General features: G+C 54.9%; 10 protein-coding genes and 1 riboswitch. Of the genes, 5 read left to right on the forward strand and 5 right to left on the reverse strand.

Features of this window, described 5'->3' with window-relative positions; genetic code table 11:
- Window positions 1–465 (forward strand): hypothetical protein (locus tag JW953_00700; protein ID MBN1991192.1); only part of this gene is annotated, 465 nt, incomplete at its 5' end.
- 112 nt (window positions 466–577) lie between these two features.
- On the opposite strand, the gene JW953_00705 is transcribed toward JW953_00700, so the two are convergent.
- The 4 genes from JW953_00705 to JW953_00720 all read right to left on the reverse strand — a co-directional run bounded on the left by JW953_00705 (window position 578) and on the right by JW953_00720 (window position 4,854).
- Window positions 578–2,290, reverse strand: coding sequence for an iron ABC transporter permease (locus JW953_00705; GenBank protein MBN1991193.1), 1,713 nt, complete (start codon window positions 2,288–2,290; stop codon window positions 578–580).
- Between the two features lie 63 nt (window positions 2,291–2,353).
- A complete protein-coding gene (locus tag JW953_00710; GenBank protein ID MBN1991194.1) occupies window positions 2,354–2,953 on the reverse strand; it encodes a TIGR00730 family Rossman fold protein in 600 nt (199 codons plus the stop codon).
- A complete protein-coding gene (locus JW953_00715; protein ID MBN1991195.1) occupies window positions 2,950–4,089 on the reverse strand; it encodes a thiamine ABC transporter substrate-binding protein in 1,140 nt (379 codons plus the stop codon). The genes JW953_00710 and JW953_00715 overlap by 4 nt, the downstream gene beginning before the upstream one ends.
- Before the next feature lie 90 nt (window positions 4,090–4,179).
- On the reverse strand, window positions 4,180–4,854 hold the full coding sequence (locus JW953_00720) for a thiamine diphosphokinase (protein MBN1991196.1): 675 nt from the start codon (window positions 4,852–4,854) through the stop codon (window positions 4,180–4,182).
- A 70-nt stretch (window positions 4,855–4,924) separates the two neighbouring features.
- A riboswitch (TPP riboswitch) is annotated at window positions 4,925–5,041 on the reverse strand.
- Window positions 5,042–5,486: 445 nt separating this feature from the next.
- Between JW953_00720 and JW953_00725 the strand changes: the two genes are divergently transcribed.
- A complete protein-coding gene (locus JW953_00725; GenBank protein MBN1991197.1) occupies window positions 5,487–6,971 on the forward strand; it encodes a radical SAM protein in 1,485 nt (494 codons plus the stop codon).
- Window positions 6,972–7,017: 46 nt separating this feature from the next.
- A complete protein-coding gene (locus tag JW953_00730) occupies window positions 7,018–7,776 on the forward strand; it encodes an LppX_LprAFG lipoprotein (protein ID MBN1991198.1) in 759 nt (252 codons plus the stop codon).
- 43 nt (window positions 7,777–7,819) lie between these two features.
- Here the strand turns inward: JW953_00730 and JW953_00735 are convergent, their stop codons facing one another.
- A complete protein-coding gene (locus JW953_00735; protein MBN1991199.1) occupies window positions 7,820–8,521 on the reverse strand; it encodes a Uma2 family endonuclease in 702 nt (233 codons plus the stop codon).
- Between the two features lie 140 nt (window positions 8,522–8,661).
- Here JW953_00735 and JW953_00740 point away from each other — a divergent pair, with 140 nt between their 5' ends.
- Together JW953_00740 and JW953_00745 are read left to right on the forward strand one after the other, a co-directional pair.
- A complete protein-coding gene (locus tag JW953_00740; protein ID MBN1991200.1) occupies window positions 8,662–10,203 on the forward strand; it encodes an MFS transporter in 1,542 nt (513 codons plus the stop codon).
- A gap of 213 nt (window positions 10,204–10,416) precedes the next feature.
- On the forward strand, window positions 10,417–12,105 hold the full coding sequence (locus JW953_00745) for a DUF3352 domain-containing protein (protein MBN1991201.1): 1,689 nt from the start codon (window positions 10,417–10,419) through the stop codon (window positions 12,103–12,105).
- Window positions 12,106–12,123: the final 18 nt, after the last annotated feature.

A 12,123-nucleotide genomic window follows, 5' to 3' on the forward strand; every position in this document is an offset into this window, starting at 1 on the left:
CATTTGATTGTGTGGTTACAACAACAAGCCGAGAATGTAGGGACAACCCTTGCGGTTGCCCCGGATGCGGTTACCCCGGATGCGGTTGCCCCGGATACGGTGGCCCCGGATGCGGTTACCCCCAATTGGGTCATTCCCACCGCTGAAAAAACCAACCCAAATCCAACCTTGGGCGATGTGATTGGGGCGTTTAAATCACTGGTCTTTACTGTTTATTTGGACTGGATTCAAGTTCACGATCCAGTACGTCGAGCCAAATTCTGGCAACGGAACTACTATGAACACATAATCCGTAATCGGCGCGAATTACAGGCTATCCGTCGTTATATTCGTGATAATCCAGCCCGGTGGGAGCTAGACCGGGATAATCCTAAAAACTTTCGGCGTTTACGATCACCAACGAGAATAGAAGACTATCTGGCGGATATTCAGGCATTGATCGAAGATGAAAATGATGAGGGGTAGGGACAAGCTTTATGGTTTTCCCTCGTTCCGATAGTCTCTGTCGGAATGCAGCCCGAATGAGAAAACTAGACCCTAAAGGTCTTCGAGACCTTTAGGGTCTTCTCTATACGTTTTAAAACTCCCCATCCCCCACTCTAAAGCGCTCAATCGCCACAAAGCCCACCACGCAAACCAGCATCAAGAGCGCGCTCATGGCCAGGGCCTGGCCGTAGTTGAGCGGGCCGGGCTGGCTAAAAAAACGAAAGATGGCGGTGGGCATGGTGGGGGTGTCGGGCCGGGCTATAAAAACCGTAGCGCCAAACTCGCCCATGCTGATGGTAAAGGCAAACACCGCGCCTACCAGCAGGGCGCGGCCGGCAATGGGCAGGTCCACCTGTCGCCACACCCGCAGCGGCGACGCGCCCAACACAGCCGCAGCCTCGCGCAAAGCAGGCTGGATGCTGCGCAGGGCGGGCAGCAGGCTGCGCACTACAAAAGGCAGGGCCACCAGGGTGTGGGCCAGCACAATGAGCAGCGGCGAGGCGCGTAAGTTGAGGGGCGGCTTGTTCATGGTGATGATGTAGCCAAAGCCCAGGGTCACGGCGGAGGTGGCCAGGGGCAGCATAAAAACGGCGTCCAGGTTGGCGGTTCGGGCGGCCCGGCCCCGGCTCAAGGCCAGGGCGATGAGCAAGCCCAATAAAGCCGCCAAAATCACCGTACCGGCGGCAAACGCCAGCGAGTTGGTGATGGCCTCGCCGGGCGGCACAAAGAAAAGGTCTCTATTTTGGGCGGGATTGGTGATGAGGGCCTGGTAGTAGGTGAATGAAAGTTGGCCGTCAATGGTGAGGGAGCGCAGGGCTAAAGCCAGCAGCGGCGAACCCAGCAAAATCACCATCAGCCCAACGTTGCCGCCCACCAGCAGTCGCTCCCGCCGGTTTTGGGGGCGGCGCTGGCCGGCCTGCCGGGATTGCAGGTCAAGGGGGCGGCTGGCGCGGGCTTGCAGACGGGTGTAGGTGGTCATCAAGATAAAGATAAAGACAATTTGAATGAGCGACAGGGCCGCGGCTACCGGTAGGTTGAACAGGTATACGGCCTGCCGGTAAATTTCCACTTCCAGGGTGGCAAAGCGCGGCCCGCCCAAAATGAGGATAACGCCAAAGCTGGTGAAGCAGAAAATAAAAACCAGCAGCGCGGCGGCGGTGATGGCCGGAGCCAGCAAGGGAACCGTGATTTGCCGGAAGGCGCGCCAGGGGCTAAGGCCCAACATCTGCCCGGCCTCGCTGAGGTTGGGGTTGAGGTTAGCCCAAAAGCCGCTCACCAGGCGCAAGACAATGGCGTAATTATAAAAAACATGGGCCAGCAGGATGATCCAGAGGGTATGTTGCAGGTGTATCGGCGGCGCGTCCAGCCCAAACCAGGCCATCAAACCTTGATTAAGCAGGCCGCGCGGGCCAAATAGCGCGGTGAAGGCGTTGGCCGCCACCAGGGTGGGCAATACAAAGGGAATGGTGGTGAGGGCTTGCAGCAGGCTTTTGCCGGGAAAACGATACCGGGCAAAAACATAGGCGGCGGGCAGGGCCGCGCCCAGGGTGAGCGCGGTAGATAGCGCCGCCTGCCACACGGTAAACCAGAGGGTTTTGGCGTAGTAGGTGGTGGTTACCAGTTTACCCAAAGCCGAGAGATCGAGTTGGCCGGCGGGGGCAAAGCTGAGTTTGAAGATGGCGGCCAGGGGGTAGAAGTAAAACAGAAGAAGGAAGAGAAGGGGCGGCAGGGCCAGGGCCGCCAGGAGAATAGAGGAGGGCAGGGTGGCAGAGGCTGGTTGCAACTTAAACTGGGGCTTAAACATGAGCTTGAGTTTGCGGCACAGGGTTGACGGCGAGGGAATGGTGGATACAGGCATAATGTGTATTTAGGGTTGAATGGTTTTTAATAGTTCTAAAGCAATCCTGGCCTTGTCAATTTGGGGCGGTTGGTAGGCGGCAAATTTTTGGAGCAGGGTTTGGGGGGTTTCGTCTACCAAGATCATTGCCCGGTACTCCGGCCTGATAAATTGTTCTTGCACCGCATAATCCACAAACGCTATCAGTTTGGCGTAAAATTGGCTCACATTGAGCAGGCCGCAGGGTTTGGCGTGCAGGCCAAGTTGGGCCCAGGTGATCACTTCAAAGAACTCTTCAAATGTGCCCAGGCCGCCGGGCAGGGCGATAAAACCGTCGGCCAGGTCGGCCATTAGCGCCTTGCGCTCGTGCATTGAGTTCACCAGGCGCAGGTCGGCAATTTGGGTGAGGGCCACTTCTTTTTGGGCCAGGCTGGTGGGGATAACGCCGATGACCTCGCCGTTGGCCGCCAGCACGGTTCGGGCCAATTCTCCCATCAGGCCCACGTTCCCCCCGCCGTACACCAACCCAATGTTTCTATCAGCCAGCACCCGGCCCAATTCCCGGGCGGCCTGCACGTATTCCGGCCGGCCGCCCGGGCTTGAGCCGCAGTAAACGCATATCCGTTTCACCGCAGCACCGTTTCCGTCCAGGCGTTGAGCCACTGCTCGCGGTTGGCGGCAATATCGTTGGGCGGCAGTGTGGCCGGATTGGCTGGAATTTGGGTGTGTTCAACAAACACGTCGGGCAGTTGGGCGGTTTGATTGGCCGGAAAAACGAACATGTTCAGGGGGATGTCTTCCTGAAACTCTTGGCTGAGCAAAAAGTCAACCAGTTTTTCGGCCAGTTCCCGTTTTTGCGTGCCGGCCAAAATGCCCACAAACTCAATCTGGCGAAAGCAGCTTCCGTCGCCCACTACCGAGGCGGTGGGCGCTTCGGCTAACGGCGATTCGGCAAAGTAGACTTCGGCGGGAGGGCTGCTGGCGTAACTGACCACCAGGGGATACTGGCCCTCATAACGGGTGAACTGGCCGTAGTAGGCGTCTTCCCAGCCGGAGGTGACCATCACGCCCTGATCGGCCAACTGCCGCCAGAAACCCAGGTAGCCGGGATCGCCAAAGTGGGCAACGGTAGCCAGCAAAAAGGCCAGCCCCGGCGAGGAGGTGGCCGGGTTTTCAACCGCCAGCAGATTGCGGTAGCGGCTGTCGAGCAAGTCTTCCAGGGTGGCGGGCGGTTCCAGCCCGTTTTCGGCAAACCAGGTTTTATCGTAATTAATGCACACGTCGCCGTAATCCACCGGCAGCAAACGATTTTCCGGGTCCAGTTTCAGGTCGGTGGGGATGTCGGCCAGGCGGGGCGAAGCGTAAGGTTCAAGAATGTCGTTCTCAATGGCCCGGCTGAAAAAGGTATTGTCAATGCCAAAAAAAACGTCGGCCAGGGGATTCTCTTTGGACAAAATGGCCTGGTTGAGGGCCACACCGGCGTCGCCGGAGCGTAGAATTTCCAGCTTAACGTTGTGCGTTGTCTCAAAAGCGGCAATCACGTTTTCGCTGGCGTTGAAGCTGTCGTGCGTCATCAGGGTAATGGCGGCCGGTTCCGGCGGCACTGCGGTTGGCTCCGGTGTGGCCGTAGGCGCGGCGGTGGGGGTTTCACCCGCCGGAATGTCGCTTGGTTCCACCAACGGCGCGGGGGACGCCGTCGCGCCACAGGCGGTCAGGGCCATAACCAACAATATCATCAATAGAGTTTGACTTAGATAGTGTTTCATTTTTTTGCCTCCATATTTTCAGGGTAGCAAAGTAGCAGGGTAGCAAATAGTAAAGCAATAAATCATACCCCCTGCTACTTTGCCACTTTGTTACTCTGCTACTCTGTTACTTTGAATATGCACCACTAAAACCAGCCCCTCGCCAATTTGTAAGGCGGCCTGGGGGGCGGCCAGGGCATTGCTAATGGTAAAAGTGCTGCCCAGGGAAAGAGATGCTTTTTCCAGCGGCCAGGTTACGCCGGTTAAAGTGACCCGGCTGACCAGAGGCGTCAAGGGAATGAGCGAAAGCGTATCGCCGGGCCGGCCGCTGATGGTGAGAGACTGGCGCGAGCGGACCAGGGTGGCCCAGTAGGGGCCGTCGGCCAGGGCCAGTTGCGCCGCAGCGTACTCCGGGCGGGTCAGCAGCAGGATATTGGCCAGCATTTGGTCAAGCCGCCCCCCAAGGGCGGTCAGCAAGAGGATTTCGTCCGGCTGTTGCGCCATGGCCAACTCAAACGCTAATTCCAGATCGGTTTGATCCTTGCGCGCGGGATGGCGATGGATGGCCACCCCTTCTGCTTCCATCCGGCTCACCAGCTCCGGCGGCAAAGAGTCAAGGTCGCCGATGATGGCGTGGGGGGTCAACCCCAGGGCCAGGGCATGCTGTGTTCCTCCATCGGCGCAAAAAATGCGGTCGGTGGGGCGCAGGCGAGGCCGGAGCAGGTCTGGCCGGTTCAATATGCCGTTGGCAAAGATAACAATACGAGACATAGGAATTAAAGACAAATTTTAATATCCAAAGGTTAAGCTGATCCAAACAAAAAAACCACCCTGGGCGGAAGGTGGTTCAACTTTTACGTTTGGTCTCCCTTCTCCCTCCGCCGGTATTACCCGGATCAGGTTTAGCGGTCCGTCCCACAGCAGCGCAAGGGATCTCTCAGCCTGGTTTGTCCAAGCTCCCGCGAAGAAGTATTGTTTTTATGTTACTACTCAGCCCCATGTCATTTCGAGGCCGTAGGCCGAGAAATCTCCTTTTCAAGGGACGACTTCAAGAAGATTTCTCCCTTCGGTCGAAATGACATGCCTGAGCAGTTCCGTTTTTATTTAGTTATTGTTGAAGGTAGAATACCACAAGTTTGCCGGAAAGCCAAATTCAAGGGACCTTTGACCAATTGCCCTTTGGCTCATCTTGCACTATAGTAAACTACCGCTTTTATTTGAAAAGGGTGTGACCAAAGTGAGTTGGAGGAGGAGGAAATTGGGGGGAACTACCCCCCAAGCCCCCCGGCCTGCGGCGCTTTTCTACTCACTTTAGTCGCACCCATTTGAAAAGGCCTGTTTTGCTCAGAACCTCTTTGTCCTGTAGAATAATTATAAAATTGTTTATAAAAATTACCCTTCCGGGAGGTTGATGCTTTATGCGAGTAATGATTGTCAATCCCCGCTTCCGCCTGCCCATTGATACGCGCACCACGCCTCACCTGGGCCTGGCGTATCTGGCGGCGGTTTCCGAAGAACGCGGGGATGAAGTGCTTCTGTTTGATGCTGACGTAGAAGACGAGCCGATTGGGCAGGCCGTGCGGCGTTTCCAGCCCGACATCGTGGGCATTACGGCCAATACGCCCCAGGTCAAATCGGCCTGGCGCACGGCCCAGGCCGTTAAAGCCGTTAAAGACGTGCCGGTGGTGTTGGGGGGACCGCACGTTTCGGTGCTGCCCGCGGAAAGCGCCATGCGGCCCGAAGTGGATGTGGTGGTGCGCGGCGAAGGCGAGCCGATGTGGCTTAAGTTGTGCGAGATCATTGAGAACGCCCAAAAAGGCAACCCCCATTTTACGGCGCGGGATTTGCTCGATGCCCAAAATCGCCTGCTTGACGGGTTGTTGGGCATCACCTACTTCACCACCGCCAACGAAAAACGCCACAACCCCGACCATCCGCCCATTGCCGACCTGGACACATTGCCTTTTCCGGCCTACCACGTTTTTAAGATGGAGCGCTACACCAACCTGCAACCGGCCACCGACGCGATTGACGGGGCCAAATCGTTTTCGGTGATGACCTCGCGGGGTTGCCCCTACCGCTGCACGTTCTGCTCCCAGAGCATTATGCCCATCAAGTGGCGGGCGCGCAGCCCGGAAAATGTTTTAAAAGAGTGGCAGCACCTGGTGCACGAGTTGGGCGCGCAAGAGATTGGCGTGCTGGACGATTCGGCCAATATCCAGGTAGACCGCCTGGAACGGCTGGCCGGCTTGCTCATTGAGCACAAAGTCAATCACGTGCCCTGGATATTTGTCAACGGCATCCGGGCCAACCTGGCCAGCCGGGAGTTGTTGGCCCAACTCAAAAAAGCCGGCCTAAAACGCACCGCCTTTGGCGTGGAAAGCGGCGACCCCGACATTCTGCTGTCCATTGACAAAAAGATTGACCACGATACCATTCGCCAGGCGTTCAAAAACGCCAAAGCCGTGGGCCTGGAAACCATCGGCTTTTTCATCATCGGCTTGCCCGGTGAAACCGAAGCGTCAATGGAAAAAACCATTAAATTTGCCTGCGAGGTTGACCCGCTCATTGCCAACTTTTCTATGATGACGCCCTACCCCGGCACCCAGGTTTACGAGATTGCCAAACGCCAGGGACGGCTGCTGCTGGACGATTGGGAAGATTATGTTTTCTTTGATGGCCGCGCGCGTTACGAAATGGGCGATATGACCGCCGAGTTGGTGGAGCGAAAATGGAAAGAAGCTTATCGCCGGTTTTACCTGCGGCCGCACCGGATTTGGTTCACCTTGACGCGCAAGGATTTTTGGATCAACTGGCGGCGCACCTTCAGGATGGCGTGGAAAACAATTTTCCCCCAAAAAGAAAAGACAAAACTGCGCAAGCTGATGGAGGCCGGGGCGTAGGTCACGGTTTTAGCGTGAGCTTCATCTATTTGGGTGCAACGAGAAAATGAATATTTTTGCGAAAAAGTTACCTGGCAAACGTGGTCTACAATTGCTACTTGGCTTGATTATTACCTGGGCTATCGCCGGTTGTAACATAATTAATCCCGCCCCCACCCCCACGCCTACCCCCAACCTGCCGGCCAAAGAAATTGTGGCCCGCTCCAGCCAGGAGATGCTGGCGGTTGAATCCCTTCACTTTACCATAGATTTGACCGGCGCCCTGGATTATATTGACCGCCCCCCTACCACGGCCCTGAAACACGTGGACGGCGACCTGCTCCGGCCCGACCGGGTGCGGGGTCTGGTCAAGGTCAGCAGCCTGGGGGTCATCACCGAAATTGGTTTGATCAGCATCGAGGGCGACTCGTACGTGACCAATCCCCTCAACCAGCGTTGGGAACTCCTGCCCCCGGAGTGGGGCTGGTATTTTGATCCGCGCCTGCCGTTTGACGAGCAATACGGCATCCCGTCCATTATTCCCCACCTTACCCTGGAAAAGAAGGGCGTGGAAGAGATTGAGGGCCAGACTTACTATTATCTGGAAGGCGTGGCCCAAGGCGAGCAAATCATGTGGTGGACGGCCGGCATGGTGGCTTCGGGCGACGTGCCGGTGCAAATTTGGATAAACACCGACACTTTTCTTATCCACCGCGTCCACCTGATTGAATTATCCAGCGACCCTGAACGGCCCACCGAGTGGGACATCCGCTTTTCTAATTTCAACCAGTCGCTTGATATTCAAGCGCCGCCATTGGCGGAGTGATAATGGGGAACCGAGGGAGATGCAGCTTTTTTATGGGGGAGGATTAATCTCGACCGGCCCACAAATTATACATAGCCTGGTAAGCATCTTTAGCTTCAGCCGGTAGATTTTCAACAGAGAGCATTATTTCAGCCAGAATTAGTTCAGAGTTGGGCAACTTTTTTTGCCAAAGCCAAGTAGGATTGAGCCAGAAATTGGGTAAAACCGTAGCGTGATAGATGCCATCGTTATTTAGTAGAGCGGGACGATACACGTTGTCTTCCCTTAAAATAAAAAACTCTACCTGTTCCTGATGAGGTCGGGGGTCAATAAGCCAATATTCACGGACGCCGGCTCGTTCATATTCGGTGAATTTATGAACCCGATCTTCGGTCACGCTGCCAGGGGAAATGATTTCAATGACCAAATCTGGCCCTCCTTCAAACTTTCGGGACGTCAGTTGAGAGAGGTTTTTATGGCTAATAAAAATAATATCCGGCTCACGAGAAGGGCCATCGGGCCAGAGTCTGACTTCAAACGGGGCAAAACGTAAAGTGCCTAAATTAAAAAATTGGATAAATGAATGCAAAAGCTTACTCAAAAACAGGACGAGTTCTTGATGTCTGTCGAGCGGGGGCATATAGATAATAACCTCTCCCTCTACCCATTCCATGATATTGGAATCGCTGGCAAATTTTAGATATTCGGCATAGCTCATTTTGAGGCGTTGGGGAATCAATTCTGTTGGCGCTGCCACTGTAACCATTTTATCATACTCCCATAAACAAACCCTACAGTGATATTATACTTTACTTCCCTAAAATGTGAAAGAGAATTTTCAAAACGCTTTGTCATTGCTGTAAGTTTTATTTACAATTGATTTGATAATTTCTTACCAGGTATTCCATGCAACAGACTGCCATCACCCCTAAAAGTACCGCCCATGCCTATCTGGTTCTGGCCCTGGTGGCCTTTGGCGTGTTCATCGCCGCCGACGACCTGACCGTCATCTCCACCATGCTGCCCCGAATGATCTTTGACTTTGAGATTCCCATGCCCTCCGGCCTGGACGACGCCTCGTGGATTGTGTCCAGTTATCTTATTACGCACGTAGTGGCCATGCCTTTGTTTGGCCGCATTTCCGATATCTACGGGCGGCGGTTTGTGTTTATAACCTGCATGCTCATTTTTGCCGTGGGGTCGTTGATGGTGGCCCAGGCCGGTCAACTCAACTTTCTTATTTTTTCGCGCGTGGTGCAGGCCATTGGGGGCGGCGGGGTGGTGCCGGTGGCCATGGCCGTGGTGGGCGACGTTTTTCCCGTTGAGCGCCGGGCTTTTGCCCTGGGCCTCTTGGGCGCGGTAGACACGCTGGGCTGGATTATCGGCCCGCTGTACGGCGCGTTTTGGGTGCGCTTTTTCACCTGGCATTGGCAGTTTTATATCAACATTCCTATTAGCCTGCTGGCTATGGCCGCCGCCTGGTTCCTGTTGAGCTATTCGGCGCGCCAAAAAACAGCAGCAGCTTCGTTGGATTGGCCGGGGGCGGTATTTTTGAGTATCGCCCTGACCCTGCTCAATATTGGCCTGGCCAAAAGCGGGGGGCAGGCCGCCAGTGGGCCGGTGTTTGATTTTGCCGCCGGTCAAGCCCTGCGGCCCACCTGGCAAAGAATTGCGCCTTATCTGCTGGGCGGCAGCCTGGCTCTGTTGATTTTTATCTGGGTTGAGCGGCGGGCCAGCCGGCCCTTGCTTGACCTGCGTATGTTTCGCTTGAGCAATTTCACCATTGCCTGCCTGATCAATTTTGTGGTGGGCTTTGTGCTGATTATGGCCATGGTGGCCGTGCCGCTTTTTGTCAATGCCGTTTTGGCCCAAGGCGCCACCATTGACGAAATGATCAAAGCGGCGGCAGTGGGCAGCGGCCAAATTCTGTCGGCGTTGACGGTGGCTATGGCCGTGATGTCGGTAGTGGGCGGCTGGTTGTGCGGCCGGTTTGGCTACCGCTGGCCTACCATTGCCGGCCTGCTGTTGCTGGGCCTTGGCTTTTTGATGATGAATACCTGGTCGCCAGCGATTACCTTTGAGCGTATGGCCTGGCATCTTTTGGTGACGGGCATGGGTTTTGGCCTGGTTATTGCCCCGGTGGGAACGGCCGTAATTAATGCGGTGCAGGCAAAGGAGCGGGGCATTGCCTCGGGGTTGGTTTTGATTTTGCGACTGATGGGCATGAGCGTGGGGTTATCGAGCCTGACCGCCTGGGGCCTGCACCGCTTTGACGTGTTGAGCCGGCCCTACACCATCGCCGAAATTGGGCCGCACATTGGCCCGATCACGGCCCGGATTTTAACCGAAATCTTTTTGGCCTCGGCCATGTTTGCCCTGCTGGCCATTGGCCTGGCCGTTATTTTGGGCCCGGATAAAGCGGGCCGGGACGAAAAACAAGCAAAGTGAAGGCACTATACTTCTGGCCTAAATCGGGTATAATACATAAAGCTGTTTGTCTGGTAAGCGGCTGCTGGGGGATGCGGAAGCAGACTCCTCTTTGATCCAAAAGCCACCTATCAGCCCATCGGCCCATCGGAATAATTGTTTTCCCATTTCTGATCCCTGGCAGCGGAGAGTGGGTTTTTATTAAAGTCATACTATTTAACAAGGAGTCATAAAATGGATAAAAACAAAAAAACAATGATCGGCGTTGGGATAGGTCTTCTGGTGTTATTGGCCTGCTGCGTGTGCTTGCTCCTGGGGGTGGGCGTGTATATGTATCAAGAGGAGCTGATGGCGTGGTTGGGTCTGGCCCCGTCGCAAAAAGTGGCCCGGCTGCTGCCGGAAGACACGCAGTTTTATATGTCGCTCAATCCCAACCTCCAGAACGTGCCTGGGTATCAAAACCTGGAAAAGTTATACCTGGATAATCCCGACGTGCGGGCCGTGCTGGATGAATTTGAAAATAATGTAAAAGATGAAGTCAACATTACCTTTGCCGATGATATAAAACCCTGGTTAGGCCCGGAGGTGGTGCTGGCCATACCGGATTTGGTTGGGGCCATGGAAGGCGCATCTGGAACCCCGCCTCTGGTCATTGCGGCCCAAACAACCAACCAGGCCGCCTCGGATAGTTTTATCAAAAAATTAATGGACAGCGCGGCCCAGGATAACGAACCGTTTACCGATGAAGTTTACCAGGAGGTCACTTTACACGTTCAAGACCAGGGCAATGATCAATTGATTGTGTCCACCTTTGACGAGCTGGTGGTGATTGCCAGCAACGACCAATTGGTCAAGGGCATGATTGACAAAGCCAAAGGCAAAAGCGAGCAGCCCTCGCTGGTTGAAAACGAACGTTTTAAGAAAATTACGGCTGAACTGCCGGCAGAGGCGGTGGCCACTGTGTACGTGCAGCTCTCCGGCCTGTTTGAGGCGGCCTTGCAAGAAAGCGCTTTTGAACTGCCGTCTGAATCAACCAAAGACTTGCAGGCGTTTGAGGCGGTAGCCATGGCCGGCACGCTGCAACCCGATGGCATTCAGCTTGACGCCGTTGTGACCTACGATGCCGCCAAAATGAGTGAACAGATGAAAGCCTCGCTGAGCCAACCGGCCTCGCCCAACGCTGTTTTGGGCGACATCCCCGCCGACGCGCTATTTGTGTACAATGCCAATAATTTGAACAATCTTTGGCAGCAAACCAAAAAAAGCCTGGAGTCCACCCCTGATTTTGCCGAAGGCATCCAAGACCTGGAAGAAGAGATGGGCTTTAGCTTTGACGAGGATATTTTTGGCTGGATGACGGGCGAATTTGCCGTGGTGTTGCTGGAAGTCCCCCCACCCGATGAATATTCTCCGCCGTTGGGAGGGTACGCCTTGATTGGCACGGATAACGTGGACAACGCTCGCCAGCGGGTGGACAAAGTAATGGCCTCTTTTGAAGAGCAGGGCATGGCCGGCCCCATAGAAACCGCCACCGTTGACGGCCTGGAAGTGAAAATCTTGCGAGATTATAACGAGCAAATTCAGGGCGGTTATGGTTTTTACAAAAACTACTTTTTGCTGGCCTACCTGGAAGATAGTATCAAAGCCGTTGCTTCGGCTTCCCAAAATTCGCTCACAGCCAGTAGCAACTTCAAAGCCATTCAAAATCGTTTGCCGGGCAAAAACAACGGCTACCTTTACGCCGATCTCGATCAGATACAGCGGCTCATAGAAGATCAGTTGAGCGATTACGAACGGGAAGATTATGAAAAGAACGTGCGCCCTTTTATCACGCCTATTCACGCTATTGGTGTGGCCAGCAGCGCCGAGGGCCTTGAGCAGGGCGTCAGCAAAGGCGTGTTTTTTATTCTGATTTCCGAATGATACTGTTTTGAGGAAGCC

The organism is Anaerolineae bacterium (genome assembly GCA_016931895.1).
In the GTDB taxonomy this organism is placed as follows: Bacteria; Chloroflexota; Anaerolineae; order 4572-78; family J111; genus JAFGNV01.